We start from the raw sequence: 18,826 nt of genomic DNA, 5'->3' as shown, positions 1-18,826 counted from the left end.
CCGGGCGTGACCACCGTTCATTCACGTCGTTCAACCCGAAGGGCCGATACCATCTGTGCACGGAACGGGACTCTCGGTGGTGAACATGGACACGGAGCTGTACACCCGACGCGTCGTCCGCCCGACGGAACGCGTCGTCACCGGGCGTCTGGTCCGGTTGATGGAGGGCTACGCCCGGGAGGTACGGGTCGGGCAGCCCGCGCTGGTCGCGGTGCTCACCGCCGCGGGGGTGGTGGGGCTGCTGCTGAAGGTGGTGCGCGCGTTGCTCAGCAGCGGCGGCGGCGGGGCGCGGCGCAGCTTCAAGGAGCTGAAGAAGGGGCCGGAGTTCCTGGTCACCCCGGTGCGGGTACGCGACGCCACCGGCCGGCTGGTCGAGGTCGAGCTGCACGGCCACCTGCCGCAGAGCGCGCTGCACCCCGGCGACCACGTCCAGCTCACGCTGCGGGCGCAACGCGACGAGGACCTGCCGCCGCGGATCGAACGGATCGTCAACCTGACCACCGGCCAACTGCTGACGCCGCGTACCGCCACGCTCTGGTCGCACCTGGGGCCGGCGCTGCTCCTGCAGGCGATGCTCGGCGCCGTGCTGCTGTTCGGCGTGGCCGCCTGCTCAGCGCTGACATAGGTTTCCCCGTCGCCGGTGGCGGGCACCGCTGCGGCCATGTTCCCCGGCTTCACGCTCACCGAGATCGACGTCGGCGCGGTCCGCCTGCGCGTACGCCACGGCGGCTCCGGGCCGCCCGTGGTGCTGTTGCACGGGCACCCGCGTACCCATGCGACCTGGCACCGGGTGGCGCCGCGGCTGGCCGCGCGGCACACGGTGATCTGCCCGGACCTGCGCGGCTACGGCGGCTCGTCGAAGCCGCCGAGCGACCCGGAGCACACGGTCTACTCCAAGCGGGCGATGGCCGCGGACGTGGTGGGCCTGCTCGACGCGCTCGGGCACCGCCGGGCCGCGGTGATCGGTCACGACCGCGGCGCCTACGTGGCCATGCGGACCGCCCTGGACCACCCGGACCGGGTGAGCCGCCTCGGCGTGCTCGACGGGGTGCCGATCGGCGAGGCGCTGGCCCGCTGCGACGCCCGGTTCGCCGCCCGCTGGTGGCACTGGTTCTTCCTCGGTCAGCTCGCCAAGCCGGCCGAGCGGGTGATCAACGCCGATCCGGACGCCTGGTACGGCGGATCACCGGAGGAGATGGGCGAGCAGGCGTACGCCGACTACCGGCGCGCCATCGGTGATCCGGCGACTGTGCACGCCATGTGCGAGGACTACCGTGCCGGGCTCGGCCCGGACCGGGCGGCCGACGACGCGGACCGGGCCGCCGGGCGCCGGATCGCCTGCCCGGTGCTGTTCGCCTGGTCCGAGCGCGACGACATGGTCGACCTCTACGGCGACCCGGCCGCCATCTGGCGCGACTGGGCCGACGACGTGCGGACCGCGTCGATCCCGTCCGGGCACCACATGGCCGAGGAGGCGCCGCGGGAGCTGACCGACGTGCTGGCCGGCTTCCTCGCGGAGGAGGTCGCCGCGGTCAGCGACCCGCGGGGGTGAGCGGCTGCTCCACCGGAGCCGGCGCGTCGAGCAGGCCCCGGCGGCTCGCCCAGCGCTCGAACAGCACCGTGGCGAACGGGGGCACCGCGCTGGCCAGGGCCAGCCCGGTCTGCACGAGCGTCCAGCGGCGCCGTAGGGCCACCACGAGCGTCAGCACGCCGTAGACCACGAACAGCGCGCCGTGGATCGGGCCGAAGATCTTCACGCCGATCTCGTTGCCGGGCGGGCCGTACTTGACCGCCATGCCGGCCAGCAGCGCCGCCCACGAGCATCCCTCGGCGAACGCCGCCACCACGAACGCCCGGATCCACCCGTCGCGCATCAGCCACTCCCCTTCGCCGTCGGCGGCCATGCTAGCCGCCCGGGCCGGGCCGCCCGGACGGAACCCGCTGCCCCGCGACGGGGATCACCGGGGCCGCCACGGGGTAGAGAAAAGGGCCTCCGGGCCTTTCCTGACCCGTCACTCCGTGCGAGGTTGGGGAGAACCAACGGTGACAGGGTGGTGACCATGGGCGAGGACGTCGGCGTGCGTACCTTCAGCCGGGAGGACCGGGCCCGCTATCGCGACAAGGTCCGGCGGTGCCTGGACGTGTTCGCCGAGATGCTGCGCGAGTCCCGGTTCGACGTGGAGCGGCCGATGACCGGCCTGGAGATCGAGCTGAACCTGGTCGACGACGGTTTCGACCCGGCCATGCGCAACGCCGACGTGCTGGAGGCGATCGCCGACCCGGCGTTCCAGACGGAGCTGGGCCAGTTCAACGTGGAGATCAACGTCGAGCCGCGGCGGCTCGCCGGCACCGGCACCGCGGCGTTCGAGGAGCACGTCCGGGCCAGCCTGAACGCCGCTGAGGAGAAGGCCCGCACGGTGGGCGCGCACATGGTGATGGTGGGGATCCTGCCGACGCTGCGCCCGGAGCACCTGACCGCCGAGACGCTGTCGGCGAACCCCCGGTACGCGCTGCTCAACGAGCAGATCTTCGCCGCCCGCGGCGAGGACCTGCCGATCGCGATCAGCGGAGTGGAGCGGCTGGCCACCACGGCCGACACGATCACGCCGGAGGCGGCGTGCACCAGCACCCAGTTCCACCTCCAGGTCAGCCCGGCGCAGTTTGCCGACTACTGGAACGCGGCCCAGGCCGTCGCCGGCGTCCAGGTGGCGGTCGGCGCGAACTCACCGCTGTTCTTCGGCCGGGAGCTGTGGCGCGAGACCCGGGTGCCGCTGTTCCAGCAGGCCACCGACACCCGGGCGGAGGAGATCAAGGCCCAGGGCGTACGCCCCCGGGTGTGGTTCGGCGAACGCTGGATCACCTCGGTGTTCGACCTGTTCGAGGAGAACGTGCGCTACTTTCCGGCGCTGCTGCCGGTCTGCGACCCGGAGGACCCGGCGGCGACGCTGCACAGCGGCGGAGTGCCGAAGCTGGCCGAGCTGCGCCTGCACAACGGCACCGTCTACCGGTGGAACCGGCCGGTCTACGACGTGCTCAAGGGCCGGCCGCACCTGCGGGTGGAGAACCGGGTGCTGCCGGCCGGGCCGACGGTGCTGGACACGGTCGCCAACGGCGCGTTCTACTTCGGCCTGGTGCGGGCGCTCGCCGAGTCCGACCGCCCGCTGTGGTCGCAGATGTCGTTCAGCGCGGCCGAGGAGAACTTCAACGCCTGCGCCCGGCACGGCATCGACGCCCAGGTGTACTGGCCCGGGCTCGGTTACCTGCCGGTGACCGAGCTGGTGCTGCGCCGGCTGCTGCCGATGGCCCACCACGGACTGGACCGGTGGGGCCTGGACCCGGCGGAACGGGACCGGCTGCTCGGCATCGTCGAGCAGCGCTGCCTGACCGGCCGCAACGGCGCGACCTGGCAGGTGGAGACGCTGCACCGGCTGGAGTCGGCCGACCACATGGACCGGCCGGCGGCGCTGCGCGAGGTGGTCCGCCACTACGTCGACCTGATGCACAGCAACCGGCCCGTGCACGAGTGGCCGATCCCCTGAGCCGGGCCTCCCGTCAGCGCAACGCGGTCACTGTCGCCCGCGCTGCCTGGGCGACCAGGGCGTCGTCGGGCTCCGCGTCGCGGCTGTCGCGACTGGTCATGACCGCCAGCACGATCGGCGCCCGGTCCGGCGGCCACACCACGGCGATGTCGTTACGGGTGCCGTACCCGCCGGTGCCGGACTTGTCAGCCACCTGCCAGCCGGCCGGCACGCCGGCCCGGACCAGCCCGCTCCCGGTGGTGCTGGCCCGCATCCAGCCCAGCAGCAGGTCGCGGTCCGCGGGCGGCAGGGCCTCACCCAGCGCGTACGCCCGCAGCGAGCCGGCCATCGCGCGGGGCGTGCTGGTGTCGCGCTCGTCGCCGGGCGTGGCCGCGTTGAGCTCCGGTTCGGCACGGGCGGGCCGGGTGACCCGGTCGCCGGCCTCCCGGAGCGCCCGCTCGAAGCCGGCCGGGCCGCCGAGCGCGTCGAACAGCAGGTTGCCGGCGGTGTTGTCGCTGTACCGCACCGCCGCCTCGGCGGCGTCCCGCAGCGTCATCCCGGTCTCCACGTGCCGTTCGGTCACCGGGGAGTGCGCCACCAGGTCCACGCGCCGGTAGCGGACCACCCGGTCCCGCTCGGCGTCGGACGTGGCGGCCAGCATCGCGCCGGCCGCGAGCGCCTTGCACGTCGAGGCGTACGCGAACCGCTCGTCGGCGCGGTGTGCGAGGGTGCGGCCGGTGCCGGTGTCGACGGCGAAGACGCCGATCCGGGCACCGGAACGCCGCTCCAGGGCGGCCAGTTCCGCAGGCGGGGGCACCGACTCGGCGCTCGGTGTGGCGTTCGGCGTGGATGCGGCCGGGGCGCTGGTGGGCGGTGCGGCTTCGGGCCGGTCCGTCGTGCAGCCGGCCACCAGAGCCGTTGCCGTGAGCATCGCCGCCGCGAACACCTGCCGTCGGATCATCCGTTTCCTCCCCCGTCGTCCTGACCACGCCGCTCTCGGATCATTGTCGCCGATCCCGGTCGGGCCACCGGGCCTGCCGCCTCGGCCGGCCCGGTGGCCCGCAGCCTTTGGCCGGCCCTGCCGCTCGCTGCCTCGACCGGCTCGCATCCTCGGCCGGCGATGGCCCGTCGGCCGACGGGGCAGGTCAGCCCGCGACGGCGGAGAACGCGACCGCGCCCGCCGCGGCCAGCGGCAGCGCCACCGCGGCGGCCAGCAGCCGTACCCGGGCGGACCGGCCGATCAGCACCACCAGCAGCACGGCGAGCCCGAGGTCGATGGCCACGTTCCACCAGGCGCCGGGATAGCCGGACCGCGACTTCAGCGCGAACCGCAGCGCCTCCTCGACGAACACGGCCACCGGAAGCGCGGTCCCCACGACGCGCCGCCATCCCTCGGTCCGCGCCCAGATGCCGGCGACGCCGAACACCACGCCCGCCACCACGCCGAACGCCATCCAGACGATCGAGGTGAGCGCCCAGATCACGGCGAGGTCGTCGCCCTGGAGCAGCGTCGCCGCCAGGTAGTAGCTGGGCACGGCGACGATCAGCAGGACGCTGGCGGCCACGGCGGCGCGCACCGCGCCCGTCCGGATCCACCAGCCCAGCGCGAACGCGGCGACCGCCCAGGTGGCGGTGGAGTTGCCGAGTTCGGCGAACGGGAACGGCACCCACTTGATCCAGACGAAGTCCAGGAAGCCGAGCAGGAAGCCGGCGACGGGGACGACGAGGGCGACGGCGCGACGCGTGGGTGGCATGCGTCGGAGCTTACATACTCGGTATGCTCTCCTCGCCGACAGGGCGGCCCTACGAGGCCAGGCGCCGCTCGGACGGCGCGAGACGCACCGCCGCCTCGGATCGGTTGATCTCCGACCACACCTCGTCGAGGGAGAGGCCGAGGACGTCGGCGATGGCCGCGATGGTGGGGAACGCCGGCGTGGCGACCCGGCCGGACTCGATCTTCCGGAGCGTCTCCGGGGAGACGCCCGCGTCGAGCGCGGTGAGCAGCATCGAACGCTCACCCCGGGCACGCCGCAGGAGCGCGCCGAGGCGCTGCCCGCGCTCGACCTCGGCGGGGGTGAGGGGCAACCGGACCATGCCAGGATTCTAATACCGGGATAACATGACCGGGATACTTATTGGTTCCGCGAGAAAGGCGCCCGCATGATCGAGATCCTGAGCCCCACGGACGTACGGCGGGCGCGGGACACCGGCGCCCTGGTCGCCCACATCCTGCGGACGCTGCGCAGCAGCACCACTGTCGGCACCAACCTGCTCGACATCGACAGGCAGGCGCAGCGCATGATCGTCGAGGCCGGGGCGCAATCCTGCTACGTCGACTACGAGCCGTCGTTCGGGCGCGGGCCGTTCGGCCACTACATCTGCACCTCGGTCAACGACGCGGTGCTGCACGGGCTGCCGCACGACTACGCGCTCGCCGACGGCGACCTGCTGAGCCTCGACCTGGCCGTCTCGCTGGGCGGGGTGGTGGCCGACTCCGCGATCAGCTTCCTCGTCGGCGACGCCCGGCCCGCGGAGAGCGTCGCGCTCATCGACGCGACCGAACGGGCGTTGCGCGCCGGAATCGCGGCAGCCCGTCCCGGCGCCCGCGTCGGCGACCTCTCGCACGCCATCGGCTCGGTCCTCACCGAAGCCGGATACTCGGTGAACACCGAGTTCGGCGGCCACGGCGTCGGGTCGACGATGCACCAGGACCCGCACGTGTCGAACACCGGGCGACCCGGGCGCGGCTACACGCTGCGTCCCGGACTGCTTCTGGCGCTGGAGCCGTGGGTCATGGCGGACACCGCCACGTTGGTCACCGACGCCGACGGGTGGACGCTGCGCAGCGCGACCGGCTGCCGCACCGCGCACAGCGAGCACACCATCGCCATCACCGACGACGGCGCGGAGATCCTGACGCTGCCGAAGCCGTGAACGTCGCTGCGGCAGGCGTCCGCAGCTCTCCCGCGTTCCCGCCGCCCGGCGTCCTCAGGCGGCCGTGCAGCGCTCCCGCAGCGTCTGCACGCCGGGCCCGGTGAGGTCGTCGCAGTAGGCGGCCCGCCCGGCCATCGCCATCATCAGCGCGACAGTGGTGCCGCTGACCAGCGGGCCGGCGCCGGCGGTGAACGGCCCGTCGGTGGCCTCCACCCGCAGGCCGTTGATCGCGCTGCGCCCGGCCACCGTGAAGTCCCGCCCCGCGAAGAACCGGGCGACAGGCGTGACGGCCTCGACCGACGGCGTCCGTGTCAGGCCGAGTGGACGCCGGATGTCCTGGGCGTGCACGACCACCTCACCGAGCCACGCCTCGGTCGGCCCGAACGTCGACGTGGTGCTGCCGATGATCCGGCGGAACCGGTCGAGCGTCTCCCCCGGGTCGGCGCCCCGGTGCTCGGCCAGCCGGCGGTCGTTGTGCAGGTCGAAGTCGAACCGGGCGCCGAGCACGCTGGCGACCCAGCGGGCGCGGCCGACGCTCGCCGCCGCCGTCATGTGCGCGAGCGTCTCCTCCACCGTCCACCGGCCGCACAGCGAGCGCCGCGCCCACTGCGCCGCGTCGAGTCCGGCGAGATCGTCGGCGAGGGCGGCGCGTTCGGCGTGCGCGAGCCCCCACAGCTCGCGGCGGGTCAGCGTGTCGGACATGGAACCTCCAGAGTCGTGCCGTCAGAGGTTGGACCGCCCCCTCTCGACGAACTCACCGCTCCCCGCCCCGTCGATCTTGGAGTTGCGGTGGTTCGCGAACCGGACATGTGCGACCTTCGAGGCGCCGCAACTCCAAGATCGGCGCCGAGGGCGGGCCGGGTTCAACGTTTGCCGCACGTCCGTCCAACGGTCGTCGGTGACGCTTCTCGCACACATCAACCGCAAGGGAGAAGCGTCATGTCACACGGTTACCTCTCCACCCCCCGTACCGGCGCAGCCTCGGCGGTCGGGGCACTCGTCCTGGCCGTCGCGGGCCTGACCGGCGGCGCCGCCCCGGCGTCCGCGGCCTACATCGTCCCCGCCGACTGCGGCCCCTACTCCGGCGCGCCGGTGCCGGCCGGATACAGCCCGGAGTACGTGCCGCTGGGCGGGCGCTACGTCAGCAACAACGCCAACGGCCCGGAGTTCATCATCGGCACGACCGCTCGCGACGTCATCGTCGGAAGCGTCAACGACGACATCATCTGCGGCCTCGCCGGCAACGACGACATCAAGGCCAACACCGGCGACGACATCGTCTACGGCGGGCTGAACGGCGACGACATCTGGGGTGACCTGGGCAACGACAACCTCCACGGCGACGGCGGCGCCGACACCATCCACGGTGACCGCTTCATCGGACCCAGCGCCCTGGACGGCAACGACCGCGTGGACGGCGGCAGCAACGACGACCACCTCTTCGGCGACAAGGGCGTGGACACCCTGGTCGGCGGCCCCGGCGTGGACGACGGTGACGGTGGCCCGGACGTGGTGGCCGACGACTGCCGGGCCAGCGTCGAGACCGTGACCAACTGCCCGTGACCCCGTCGGCACGGCGGTCCGCGGGGCTCGGACAACGGGCCCCGCGCACCGGTGCGCCGTCGCCTGTCGGATCGTCGTCAGGCCCGGTCCGACCGCCACCGCCTGCGGCTAGCGTGACAGTCCGTGGCGGTGGAGTTCCGGGTGCTCGGCGACCTGGACGTCCGGATCGACGGCCGGGCGGTCCGGATCGGTCACGCCCGCCAACAGTGCGTCCTCGCCGCCCTGCTGGTCGAGCCCAACCGTGTCGTCGCGACCGGACAGCTCATCAGCCGGGTCTGGGGCGACGAGGTGCCGGACGGCGCCGCCGCCACCCTGCGTGGCTACCTGTCCCGGCTCCGCCAGGCGCTGGCCTGCGCCGACGAGGTCCGCATCGTCCGGCGCCATCCCGGCTACCTGCTCGCCGTCGACCCGGACCGCGTCGACCTGCACCGCTTCCGCGAACTGACCGAGCAGGCCCGGCGCGCCGGGGACGACGCCACGGCGATCAGCTGCCTCGAGCGGGCGCTGGGGCTGTGGCGCGGCGAGGCGTTCCACGGGCTGACCACCCCGTGGCTGGTGGCCTACCGGCAGACCCTCGACCGGCAGCGGCTCGCCGCCGCGCTGGACCGCAACGACATCGCCCTGCGTCGCGGCCGGCACGCCCGTCTTCTCCCCGACGTCCTGGCACTGAGCAGCCGGTACCCGTGGGACGAGCGCCTCGCGGCGCAGGCGATGCTCGCCCTGTACCGGTGCGGACGGCAGGCCGACGCCCTTGAGCACTTCCACCGGATGCGCCACCGGCTGGCCGCCGAGATCGGCACCGACCCCAGCCCGCCGCTGGCGCAGCTCTACCAGCAGATCCTCACCGCCGACGCGGCGATCGCGCCGCCGGACCCTGTGGGAGGCGGCGAACCGACCGCGACGGCAACCGGCGGGCCCGGCGCGGCGCGGGATGCGGGCGTGCCCCGGCAGCTACCCGCGTCACCAGGGGTCTTCGCCGGCCGGACCGCCCAGCTCGCGCGCCTCGACGAACAACTCGCAGACGTCGGACGCCCGGACGGCGCCGGGTCGCCGGTCGTGATCTCGTCCATCGGTGGCGGCGGTGGCGTCGGCAAGACCTGGCTGGCCCTGCGCTGGGCGCACGCCAACGCCGATCGCTTCCCCGACGGGCAGCTCTACGTCAACCTGCGCGGCTTCGACCCGACCGGCGACCCGGTCGGATGGCCGGTGGCGGTGCGCGGCTTCCTCGAAGCGCTCGGTGTCGAACCGGCACGCGTCCCGGCCGATCCGCAGGCCCAGGCGTCGCTGTACCGGACGCTCGTCGCCGGCCGCCGGCTGCTGGTCGTCCTCGACGACGCCCGCGACGCCGCCACGGTGATCCCGCTGCTGCCCGGCACCCCCACGAGCGCGGTCCTGGTGACCAGCCGCCGGCAGCTGGCCGGCCTCGTCGTCACCCACGGCGCGCGACCGCTGCCGCTGGACGTGCTGCCCGACGACGAGGCCCGCGAGCTGATCGTGCGACAGGTGGGCGCCGCGCGGGTGGCGGAACAGCCGGACGCCGTCGCCGGCATCGTGCGGTTCTGCGGGGGTCTGCCACTGGCGCTCGGGATCGTGGCGGCCCGTGCGGCACTCCACCCCGATCTCCCGCTGTCGTCGGTCGCGGCGGAGCTGACCACGGCGGCGAGCCCGCTGGACGCGCTGGCCGGCGACGAGGTGACCACGAACCTGCGGGTGGTGCTGTCCCGATCGCTGGCGGCGCTCACGCCGGCCGCGGCGGAGGTGTTCACGCTGCTCGGCCTCGCCCCGGGGCCGGACATCAGCCGGGCCGCGGCGGCCGGCCTGACCGCCCGTACGCCGGACGAGCTGCGCCGGCCGCTGCGCGAGCTCGTCGACGCGCACCTCGTGCAGGAACACGTCGCGGGCCGGTACCGCATGCACGACCTGGTCCGGACGTTCGCTGTCGAACGGGCGGCCGGGGACGAGGCCGGTTCCCGGTCCGCGCTGCGCCGGCTGGTCGACCACCATCTGCACACCGCGCACGCGGCCGCGCTGCTGCTGTCCCCGCAGCGCGACCCGCTGACCCTCACCCCCGCCGCGCCGGGGGTGACCGTCGAACGGCTCGACGACCTGGCGGCGGCGCTGGCCTGGTTCACCCGCGAGCACCAGGTGCTCCTCGCGATCATCGAGTACGCCGCCGGCAACGGCCTCGACGCCGCGGCCGGGCAGCTCTCGTGGACCCTGGCCACGTACTTCGACAGGCAGGGCCACTGGCACGACTGGGCCGCGGTGGCCCGCCGAGCGGTCGAGGCGACCGGGCGCTCGGGTGACCGCCCGGCGCAGGCCCAGGCGCACCGGCTCCTGGCCGGGGCCTGCTCCAACCTGGGCCGGTACGCCGAGGCGCAGCGCAACCTGCTCGCCGCGCTGGACCTGTTCGCCGCGCTGAGCGACGACGAGGGGCGGGCGCACACCCACTTCGACCTCAGCATGCTCCACGACCGGCAGCGGCAACCCCGCGAGGCGCTGCCGCACGCCCGGCGGAGCCTCGCCCTCTACGAACGGGTCGGGAGCCCGCTCAAGCAGGCGGTCGCGCTCAACGCGATCGGCTGGTACCACTCGCAGCTCGGCGAGCACCACGACGCGATCACGTTCTGCCGCCGCGCGCTCGCCCTCTCCGAGCAGGCCGGGAGCGCGTACGGGCAGGCGAACACGTGGGACAGCATCGGCTTCGCCCACCACCACCTGGGCGAGTACGCGCAGGCGGTCGAGTGTTTCCAGCAGTCCCTCACCCTGTTCGCCGAGATCGGCGACCGGCATGCCGAGGGCATCGTGCTGGACCACCTCGGCGACACGTGGGCCGCGGCCGGGCGAACGGACGCGGCCCGGGACGCCTGGCGGCGGTCACTCGCGCTGTACGAGGAACTCGGTCACGCCGACGCCGAGGCGGTACGGCGCAAACTTCACCGGTGAGACGGTCAGAGCGCCACGATCGCGGCGCTCTCCGGCGGCAGCTCGATGCCGTCGCGCATGACGGTGACGCCTTCGGACGTGGCGAGCAGCACGCGGCGCACCACCCCGGGCAGGTTGATCCGCTGCGCCCGGCCGGCCAGGTTCGCCACCACGAGCGTGTCGCCGCGCCGCATCACCAGGAACCGGTCGCCATGGCGTACGTCGACCCGGTCCAGCCGGGGGTCGGACAGGTCGGCCCGGGAGCGGCGCAGCGCGATCAGCCGCCGGTACAGGTCGTACGTCTCGCGGTGCTCCGGCTTGTCCAGCTCGGCCCAGTCGAGCCGGGACCGCAGGAACGTCTGCGGGTCCTGCGGATCGGGCACGTCTTCGGTGGCCCAGCCGTGGGTGGCGAACTCCCGCCTGCGGCCGGTGGCGACGGCCGTCGCCAGTTCCGGCTCCGGGTGGCTGGTGAAGAACTGCCACGGCGTGGAGGCCGCCCACTCCTCCCCCATGAACAGCATCGGCGTGAACGGCGCGGTCATCAGCAGTGTCGCGCCGACGCGCAGCAGCCCGGGCGACAGCGCGGCGGAGATCCGGTCGCCGGTGGCCCGGTTGCCGATCTGGTCGTGGTTCTGCAGGTACGCCACGAAACGGTGGCCGGGCGTGCGCTGCCGGTCGACCGGACGGCCGTGGCTGCGGCCCCGGAAACTGGACCAGGTGCCGGCGTGGAAGAACCCGCCGGTCAGCACGTCGGTGAGGCATTCGAGGGAGCCGAAGTCGCCGTAGTAGCCCTGCCGCTCCCCGGTGAGCAGTGTGTGCAGCGCGTGGTGGGCGTCGTCGTTCCACTGGGCGTGCAGGCCGTACCCGCCCAACTCGCGGGGCGTGATCAGGCGCGGGTCGTTGAGGTCGCTCTCGGCGATCAGCGACAGTGGCCGCCCGAGGTGCGTCGACAGCGCCTCCACCTCGGCGGCGACCTCCTCCAGCCAGTGCACGGCCCGGCCGTCGGGCATGGCGTGCACGGCGTCCAGCCGCAGCCCGTCGACGTGGTAGTCGCGCAGCCAGGTCAGCACGCTGTCGGCGATGTAGCGGCGTACCCCGTCGGAGTGCGGGCCGTCCAGGTTGACGGTGCGGCCCCAGGTGTTGCTCTGCTCGGTGAGGTACGGCGCGAACCGCGGCGCGTAGGCCCCGGAGGGCCCGAAATGGTTGTAGACGACGTCGAGGATCACCCCCAGGCCCTTGGCGTGGGCGGCGTCGACGAACCGTTTCAGGCCGTCCGGGCCGCCGTACGGCTCGTGCGGGGCGTACCAGCAGACGCCGTCGTAGCCCCAGTTGTGCTCGCCGTTGAACGCGTTGACGGGCAGCAGCTCGACCATGTCGACGCCGAGGTCGACCAGGTGGTCGAGCTTGGCGATCGCCGCGTCGAACGTGCCTTCCGGGGTGAAGGTGCCGATGTGCAGCTCGTACAGCACGCTGCCGGGCAGCTGCCGGCCGGTCCAGGCGGCGTCGGTCCAGCCGAACGCCGCGTGGTCGTAGAGCCGGCTGGGGCCGTGCACCCCGGCCGGCTGCCAGGCCGAGCGGGGGTCGGGCAGCGCCTGGGCGTCGTCGTCGAGCAGGAACGCGTAGTCGGTGCCCGGCCCGGTGCCGGGCACCTCGACCCGCCACCAGCCGTCCGGCCCCTGACGCATCGCGTGGTCGGCGACGCCGGGCAGGCGCAGCCGCACCCGGGCGGCCTCGGGCGCCCACACCGTGAACTCGGTCATGCGGCGGCCTCCACAGAGTCGGTGGGTGCGAGGAGGGCGACGGGATAGGTGCTCAGCAGATCATCGAGGAGCAGCTCAGAACCACTGTAGACCCGCCCGGTGAACAAGTCGGTGCACTGATGAACGGGAAGTGACACGGTCGTGTCCCGCCAGCCGCCGGAGCGGGCCAGCCGCAGCGGCAGCCGGGTCGCCACCGCGACCGCGCCACCCCGGTCGAAGGCCACCGCGTGCGCGGCGGCCGGGCCGCGCGCCGGCACCGGCCGGTAGCCGCCGAACAGGTCCGGGCGGTCGCGGCGCAACCGCAGCGTCCGTGACACCACGAGCAGCTTGGCCGCCCCGTCGCCGGCCACCGCGGGCCGCCAGCCGGCGTCGAGCCGGGCCAGCACGTCCCGGCGTACGGCGAAGTCGACGGGCCGCCGGTTGTCCGGGTCGACGAGCGAGTTCTCCCACAGCTCGGTGCCCTGGTAGACGTCGGGCACACCGGGCATGGCGAGCTGCACCAGCTTCTGCCCGAGCGCGTTCGACCAGCCGGGCGGGGTGATCTCGGCGGCGAACGCGGTGATCTGCGCGTGCAGTTCCGGGTCGTCGTACATCCGGTCGACCAGGGCGTGCATCTCGTGCTCGAAGGCCGGGTCCGGGTCGGCCCAGCTGGTGGTGACCGACGCCTCCCGGGCGGCCTTCTCGGCGTACCCGTGCAGTCGTTCCCGTTCGATCGGCCACGCCCCGACGGCGGTCTGCCAGAGCAGGTGGGCCAGCGCGGGGTCGGCCAGTGGCGCGCGCGACATCCAGTCGGCGACCCGCTCGGCCCAGCGGCCGGGCAGCTCGGACAGCACCGCGAGGCGGGCGCGGACGTCCTCGCCGCGCTTGGTGTCGTGGGTGGACAGCGCGGTCATGCTCGCCGGCCAGCGCACGTGCCGGCTGGCGGCGAACCGGTGCAGTTCGGCCGGGGGCACGCCGAAGTGGGCCGGGCTGCCGCCGACCTCGTTGAGGGCGACGAACCGGCTCCACCGGTAGTACGCGGTGTCCTCCACGCCCTTGGCCATCACCGCGCCGGTGAACTGCGGGAACCGGGCGGCCAGCTCGTGGCCGGGGTCGCGCAGCCGGGCGGTGACCGCGTCCAGCACGCCGGTCAGGTCGGGTCGGCGGCGGCCGGCCTCGCTGCGGGCGGCGGCCAGGTGCCGGGCGCCCTCGGGCGGGTAGCCGCGGTAGACCGGGAAACAGGCGGCCAGCTCGGCCAGAGCGGCCCGGACCTGCTCGCCCGGCAGCTCCGGCACGAGCGCGGCCAGCCGGGTCAGCTCGGCGGCGAGCAGCCGGGTGGCGGCCTCCAGCTTGGTGGCGTGCGTCAGGTCCGGCCAGGAGGTGTGCCGCCCGGTCAGCCGGCCGTCGAGCGTGGTGAACTCCGGTTCGGCGTCCGGGTCGACGAACAGCCCGGACACGGCGGCCAGCGCGTCGTAGCCGGTGGTGCCGTCGACCGGCCAGTCCGGCAGGTCCTCGCCGTACTCCAGGATCTTCTCCACCACCAGCCAACGCTCCGGGGCGGCGGCGCGCAACCGGGCCAGGTAGCCGGCCGGGTCGCGCAGCCCGTCCGGGTGGTCGACGCGGATGCCGTCGACCTCCCCGGCGTCGACCCAGCGCAGGACCTCCGCGTGGGTGGCGTCGAACACCTCCGGGTCCTCCACCCGCAGGCCGGCCAGGTCGGACACGGCGAAGAACCGGCGGTACGTCAGCTCGGCGTCGCCGCGCCGCCAGTTCACCAGCTCGTAGTGCTGCCGGTCGTGCACCTGGCGGGGCGTCCCGTCGCCGGTGCCGTCGGCGACCGGGAAGCGGTGCTCGTGGTAGCGCAGCTCCCCGTCGACGAGCTTCAGGTCGTCGAGCGCGTCGGCGGTGTCGGCGAGCACCGGCAGCAGCAGCCGCCCGCGGTCCCAGTCGATGTCGAACCAGCGCGCGTACGCCGAGTCGCGTCCCCGCCGCAGCACGTCCCACCAGGCCGGGTTGGCCTCGGGCCGGGCCACCCCGGCGTGGTTGGGCACGATGTCCACGACCAGGCCCAGCCCGGCCGCGCGCAACGCCCGGACCAGCCGCGCCCGGGCGGCCTCGCCGCCGAGCTGCGGGTTGACCGCACGGTGGTCGGCCACGTCGTAGCCGTGCGTGGAGCCGGGGGTGGCGGTGAGCAGGGGCGCGGTGTAGAGGTGGGTGACGCCGAGCGCGGCGAGGTAGCCCGCCAGCTCGGCCGTGGCGTCCAGGTCGAAGCCGGGCCGCACCTGGACCCGGTAGGTCGAGCGGGGGGTGTCGGGCATGGCTCAGGCCGTCCTCTCCAGGACCAGCAGCGAGCGGTCCGGCACGCAGACCGTGCCGCCCGCCTCGACGAGCGTCGTCTTCTCCGGATCGGGTTCCGCGGTGCTGATCACCAGCTCCCACCGGGTGCCGAACTCCTCGCCGGGCAGCGTGAAGTCCAGCGGCGCGTCGTGCGCGTTGAACAGCAGCAGGAACGAGTCGTCCCGGTGGCGCTGGCCGTACTGGCCGCGCTCGCCGATGCCGTCGCCGTTGACGAACAGGGCCACCGAGCGGCCGAAGTCGTTGCCCCAGTCCTCGCCGGTCATCTCCCGGCCGTCCGGGGTGTACCAGGCCAGGTCCGGCAGCCCGGAGCCGGCGGCCCGGCCGCCCACCGGCAGACCGGTGAAGAACCGGCGGCGGCGGAACACCTGGTGCCGGTTGCGGAAGTCGGTGAGCCGGCGGACGAAGTCCAGCAGCTCGGTGTCGGCCCGGTCCCAGTCGACCCAGGCGAGCTCGCTGTCCTGGCAGTAGGCGTTGTTGTTGCCGCGCTGGGTGCGGCCCAGCTCGTCGCCGTGGCCCAGCATCGGCACGCCCTGGGACAGGATCAACGTGGCCAGGAAGTTGCGCCGCTGCCGCGCGCGCAGCGCGCGTACGCCGGGGTCGTCGGTCTCCCCCTCGACGCCGCAGTTCCAGGACCGGTTGTGGCTCTCCCCGTCCCGGTTGTCCTCGCCGTTCGCGTCGTTGTGCTTGTCGTTGTAGGAGACCAGGTCGGCGAGCGTGAACCCGTCGTGGCAGGTGACGAAGTTGATGCTGTGGAACGGGCGGCGGCCGTCGTCCTGGTAGAGGTCGGCGGACCCGGAGATGCGGGAGGCGAACTCGGCGAGCGTGGCCGGCTCGCCGCGCCAGAAGTCGCGTACGGTGTCGCGGTACTTGCCGTTCCACTCGGTCCACTGCGGCGGGAAGTTGCCGACCTGGTAGCCGCCGGGCCCGACGTCCCACGGCTCGGCGATGAGCTTGACCCGGCCGACCACCGGGTCCTGCTGCACCACCTCGAAGAACGTGGACAGGCGGTCCACCTCGTAGAACTCGCGGGCCAGCGTGGCGGCCAGGTCGAACCGGAAGCCGTCGACGTGCATCTCGGTCACCCAGTAGCGCAGCGAATCCATGATCAGTTGCAGTGAGTGCGGGCTGCGCACGTTGAGGCTGTTGCCGGTGCCGGTGTAGTCGACGAAGTAGCGCCGGTCTTCCTCGGAGAGCCGGTAGTAGCTCGGCGTGTCGATGCCCTTGAAGCTCAGCGACGGCCCGAGGTGGTTGCCCTCGGCGGTGTGGTTGTAGACCACGTCGAGGATGACCTCGATGCCGGCCGCGTGCAGCGCCTTGACCATGCCCCGGAACTCCTGCACCTGCTGGCCCAGGCGGCCCAGCGCGGAGTAGCCGTGGTGCGGGGCGAAGAAGCCGATCGTGTTGTAGCCCCAGTAGTTGCGCAGCCCCAGGTCGGCCAGGCGGTGGTCGTGCACGAACTCGTGCACCGGCATCAGCTCCACCGCCGTGACGCCGAGCCGCTTGAAGTGCTCGATCATCACCGGGGAGGCGATCGCCGCGTACGTGCCGCGCAACTCCTCCGGGATGCCCGGGTGACGCATCGTCAGCCCGCGCACGTGCGCCTCGTAGATCACCGAGTGGTGGTACGGGGTGCGCGGCGGCCGGTCGTTGCCCCAGTCGAAGTACGGGTTCACCACCACCGACTTCGGCATGTACGGCGCCGAGTCCTCGGTGTTCATCCGGTCCGGGTCGCCGCCGACCTCGTAGTCGTAGACCGACGGGTGCCAGGTGACCTCCCCGTCGACCGCCTTCGCGTACGGGTCGAGCAGCAGCTTGTGCGGGTTGCAGCGCAGCCCGTCGGCCGGGTTCCACGGCCCGTGCACCCGGTAGCCGTAGCGCTGGCCGGGCTCGACTCCGGGGATGTAGGCGTGCCACACGTACGCATCGACCTCGCGCAGCTCCACCCGGCGCTCGGTGCCGATGTCCCACTCGTCGAACAGGCACAGCTCGATCTTCTCGGCCACCTCGGAGAAGATCGCGAAGTTGGTGCCCATCCCGTCGTACGTGGCGCCGAGGGGGTAGCTCTCGCCCGGCCAGACCTGCATGTCGCTCCTTCGGCCCATGATCGTGAGCGCACCGGACAGGGGGCACCGCCGATGCGCACGCCGGTGATGCCCAGTCGTACCCCCCGTCAATCCACCCGTTCGGACCGTAACCGAATCCGCCCTCCTGAGGCCGGGCAGACGTTCGGGTGTCATCCGTCACGATCGTCCTTTTGGAGATGCGGACCGGCGGCAGATGGACTTTCCTGGATCCGGACCCACGCGCGCGGGCCCGCCCGGCCGTTCGGCCACCCCTCACCACCGCTCGTCGCCGCCACCGATGCCGGCGTGCCTCACCATGCATGGACGGAGATCGACGTGACCACTCTGCGGGTCGGCGCTCAGCCCGCCACCGCGACGGACCGGCTCCACCGGCCCACCCTCACCTCCCGCCCGGCCCCGCCGTCGCCGGCCGGGGCGGGGCCCCGGACCCGGCGCATCCTGATGCTGTCGTGGGAGTACCCGCCGGTGCTCGTCGGTGGCCTCGGCCGCCACGTCCACGCGCTGTCGGTCGCCCTGGCCGCCGCCGGGCACGAGGTCACGGTCGTCACCCGCCACGCCGAGGGCGCCCCGCTGGAGGAGTACGCCGACGGCGTCCGCATCGTCCGCGCCGCCGAGGACCCCGTCACGTTCCCCCTCGCCACCGGCTCGCTGCTGGCCTGGACCATGGCCTTCAACCACACCCTCACCCGAGCCGCGCTACGCGCCACCGAATCCGGCGCCTACGACGTCGTCCACGCCCACGACTGGCTCGTCGCGCACACCGCGATGACGCTGCGCGAGCACCTGGACGTACCGCTGGTCACCACCATCCACGCCACCGAAGCCGGCCGGCACCAGGGCTGGCTGCCCGAGGAGATGAACCGCACCATCCACGGCGTCGAGCACTGGCTGGCCGGCGAGTCCGGCCGGGTGATCGTCTGCTCCGGCTACATGCGCGACGAGGTGGGCGCGCTGTTCGGCGTGGACGCGGCGCGCGTGGACGTGGTTGCCAACGGCGTCGACCCGCACCGCTGGCGGGTGCCCGCCTCGGCGGTCGCCGCCGCCCGGGCCCGGTTCGCCGCCGACGGTCCGCTGATCACGTTCGCCGGCCGCCTGGTGTACGAGAAGGGTGTGCAGCACCTGCTGGCCGGGCTGCCCCGGCTGCGCGAGCGGCACCCCGGGCTGCGCGCGGTGATCGTCGGCGACGGGCCGTACAAGGCGGACCTGGAGGCCGAGGTGCACCGCCTCGGGCTGGGCTCGACTGTCAGCATGCCCGGGTTCCTCGGCGGCACCGATTTGCCCGCCGTGATGGCCGCCTCGGACTGCTTCGCGGTGCCGAGCATCTACGAGCCGTTCGGCATGGTGGCGCTGGAGGGGGCAGCCGCGGGCGCGCCGCTCGCAGTGGCCCGTACCGGCGGGCTGGCCGAGATCGTCGAGCCGGGCGTCACCGGGATGACGTTCGCCCCGCACGACCCGGACGGGCTGGCCGAGGCGGTGCACACGCTGCTGTCCGACCGGGACCGGGCACGTGCGCTCGCCCGGCGGGCCCGCGCCATGGTGCACGACAGGTACGGGTGGGCCGCCATCGCGTCCCGCACCGCCGCCGCGTACGCCGCCGCCGTCGCCGGTGACCCGGCGTTCACCGCCGCCCGCGCCAAGCACCGCATGGAACACGGCCGAGCCACCCCGCGAGTCCCCGAGGGCAACCTCCTGACCGCCGCTGGCC

At 73.6% G+C, this 18,826-nt stretch carries 15 protein-coding genes; 7 read left to right on the top strand and 8 right to left on the bottom strand.

Annotated elements, in window-relative coordinates:
* Positions 1-76 precede the first annotated feature (76 nt).
* Both F8279_RS07480 and F8279_RS07475 read left to right on the top strand, forming a co-directional pair.
* Complete coding sequence (locus F8279_RS07480; protein WP_175438888.1) at positions 77-625, top strand: hypothetical protein; 549 nt, start codon at positions 77-79, stop codon at positions 623-625.
* Positions 626-661: 36 nt separating this feature from the next.
* A complete protein-coding gene (locus F8279_RS07475) occupies positions 662-1,552 on the top strand; it encodes an alpha/beta fold hydrolase (protein ID WP_091427117.1) in 891 nt (296 codons plus the stop codon).
* Here the strand turns inward: F8279_RS07475 and F8279_RS07470 are convergent.
* Positions 1,533-1,874 carry a DUF3817 domain-containing protein gene (locus F8279_RS07470; protein ID WP_225853180.1) on the bottom strand — a complete coding sequence of 114 codons (342 nt, stop codon included), beginning with the start codon at positions 1,872-1,874 and terminating at the stop codon, positions 1,533-1,535. The genes F8279_RS07475 and F8279_RS07470 overlap by 20 nt on opposite strands.
* Before the next feature lie 186 nt (positions 1,875-2,060).
* On the opposite strand from F8279_RS07470, the gene F8279_RS07465 reads away from it, so the two are divergent.
* Positions 2,061-3,539, top strand: a complete 1,479-nt coding sequence (locus tag F8279_RS07465) for a glutamate--cysteine ligase (RefSeq protein WP_091427119.1) — start codon at positions 2,061-2,063, stop codon at positions 3,537-3,539.
* 13 nt (positions 3,540-3,552) lie between these two features.
* Here the strand turns inward: F8279_RS07465 and bla are convergent, their stop codons facing one another.
* The 3 genes from bla to F8279_RS07450 form a co-directional block, all read right to left on the bottom strand.
* Positions 3,553-4,479, bottom strand: a complete 927-nt coding sequence (gene bla / locus F8279_RS07460; RefSeq protein ID WP_091427120.1) for a class A beta-lactamase — start codon at positions 4,477-4,479, stop codon at positions 3,553-3,555.
* Between the two features lie 184 nt (positions 4,480-4,663).
* On the bottom strand, positions 4,664-5,272 hold the full coding sequence (locus F8279_RS07455; protein WP_091427121.1) for a DUF6518 family protein: 609 nt from the start codon (positions 5,270-5,272) through the stop codon (positions 4,664-4,666).
* A 49-nt stretch (positions 5,273-5,321) separates the two neighbouring features.
* A complete protein-coding gene (locus F8279_RS07450) occupies positions 5,322-5,612 on the bottom strand; it encodes a helix-turn-helix domain-containing protein (protein WP_091427122.1) in 291 nt (96 codons plus the stop codon).
* Between the two features lie 66 nt (positions 5,613-5,678).
* On the opposite strand from F8279_RS07450, the gene map reads away from it, so the two are divergent.
* Complete coding sequence (map, locus tag F8279_RS07445; protein WP_091427123.1) at positions 5,679-6,452, top strand: type I methionyl aminopeptidase; 774 nt, start codon at positions 5,679-5,681, stop codon at positions 6,450-6,452.
* Positions 6,453-6,506: 54 nt separating this feature from the next.
* Here map and F8279_RS07440 read toward each other — a convergent pair whose 3' ends face one another.
* Entirely contained in the window at positions 6,507-7,154 is a 648-nt protein-coding gene (locus tag F8279_RS07440; protein ID WP_091427124.1) for a maleylpyruvate isomerase family mycothiol-dependent enzyme, read from the bottom strand.
* A 237-nt stretch (positions 7,155-7,391) separates the two neighbouring features.
* Between F8279_RS07440 and F8279_RS07435 the strand changes: the two genes are divergently transcribed.
* Positions 7,392-8,015, top strand: coding sequence for a calcium-binding protein (locus F8279_RS07435; protein ID WP_091427125.1), 624 nt, complete (start codon positions 7,392-7,394; stop codon positions 8,013-8,015).
* Positions 8,016-8,138: 123 nt separating this feature from the next.
* Positions 8,139-10,961 (top strand): AfsR/SARP family transcriptional regulator, encoded by a 2,823-nt coding sequence (locus F8279_RS07430; protein WP_091427126.1) that lies wholly within the window; start codon positions 8,139-8,141, stop codon positions 10,959-10,961.
* A 5-nt stretch (positions 10,962-10,966) separates the two neighbouring features.
* Here F8279_RS07430 and treZ read toward each other — a convergent pair whose 3' ends face one another.
* Genes treZ through glgX form a run of 3 tightly spaced genes read right to left on the bottom strand, consistent with a single transcriptional unit; the run spans position 10,967 to position 17,121 of the window.
* Positions 10,967-12,700, bottom strand: a complete 1,734-nt coding sequence (gene treZ / locus F8279_RS07425; protein WP_091427127.1) for a malto-oligosyltrehalose trehalohydrolase — start codon at positions 12,698-12,700, stop codon at positions 10,967-10,969.
* Complete coding sequence (gene treY, locus F8279_RS07420) at positions 12,697-14,997, bottom strand: malto-oligosyltrehalose synthase (RefSeq protein ID WP_091427128.1); 2,301 nt, start codon at positions 14,995-14,997, stop codon at positions 12,697-12,699. Before treY ends, treZ begins: the two co-directional genes overlap by 4 nt.
* A 3-nt stretch (positions 14,998-15,000) precedes the next feature.
* Positions 15,001-17,121: a glycogen debranching protein GlgX gene (gene glgX, locus F8279_RS07415; protein WP_091427129.1), complete on the bottom strand. Its 2,121-nt coding sequence runs from the start codon at positions 17,119-17,121 to the stop codon at positions 15,001-15,003.
* A 315-nt stretch (positions 17,122-17,436) separates the two neighbouring features.
* Between glgX and F8279_RS07410 the strand changes: the two genes are divergently transcribed.
* Positions 17,437-18,826, top strand: a 1,390-nt coding sequence (locus tag F8279_RS07410; protein ID WP_151499479.1) for a glycosyltransferase family 4 protein, incomplete at its 3' end; no start/stop codon positions are given.

The organism is Micromonospora sp. AMSO1212t (assembly GCF_008868145.1).
In the GTDB taxonomy this organism is placed as follows: domain Bacteria; phylum Actinomycetota; class Actinomycetes; order Mycobacteriales; family Micromonosporaceae; genus Micromonospora; species Micromonospora tulbaghiae.
Note: the sequence above shows the minus strand (reverse complement) of the source record. Positions and strands in the feature narration are given on the sequence as shown.

Bases quoted from the DNA above. Each gene is read 5' to 3' on its own strand.
- F8279_RS07475 (WP_091427117.1), top strand. From the start codon at position 662: ATGTTCCCCGGCTTCACGCTCACCGAGATCGACGTCGGCGCGGTCCGC.
- bla (WP_091427120.1), bottom strand. From the start codon at position 4,479: ATGATCCGACGGCAGGTGTTCGCGGCGGCGATGCTCACGGCAACGGCT.
- F8279_RS07450 (WP_091427122.1), bottom strand. From the start codon at position 5,612: ATGGTCCGGTTGCCCCTCACCCCCGCCGAGGTCGAGCGCGGGCAGCGC.
- map (WP_091427123.1), top strand. From the start codon at position 5,679: ATGATCGAGATCCTGAGCCCCACGGACGTACGGCGGGCGCGGGACACC.
- F8279_RS07470 (WP_225853180.1), bottom strand. From the start codon at position 1,874: ATGCGCGACGGGTGGATCCGGGCGTTCGTGGTGGCGGCGTTCGCCGAG.
- glgX (WP_091427129.1), bottom strand. From the start codon at position 17,121: ATGCAGGTCTGGCCGGGCGAGAGCTACCCCCTCGGCGCCACGTACGAC.
- treY (WP_091427128.1), bottom strand. From the start codon at position 14,997: ATGCCCGACACCCCCCGCTCGACCTACCGGGTCCAGGTGCGGCCCGGC.
- F8279_RS07440 (WP_091427124.1), bottom strand. From the start codon at position 7,154: ATGTCCGACACGCTGACCCGCCGCGAGCTGTGGGGGCTCGCGCACGCC.
- F8279_RS07435 (WP_091427125.1), top strand. From the start codon at position 7,392: ATGTCACACGGTTACCTCTCCACCCCCCGTACCGGCGCAGCCTCGGCG.
- F8279_RS07465 (WP_091427119.1), top strand. From the start codon at position 2,061: ATGGGCGAGGACGTCGGCGTGCGTACCTTCAGCCGGGAGGACCGGGCC.
- treZ (WP_091427127.1), bottom strand. From the start codon at position 12,700: ATGACCGAGTTCACGGTGTGGGCGCCCGAGGCCGCCCGGGTGCGGCTG.
- F8279_RS07455 (WP_091427121.1), bottom strand. From the start codon at position 5,272: ATGCCACCCACGCGTCGCGCCGTCGCCCTCGTCGTCCCCGTCGCCGGC.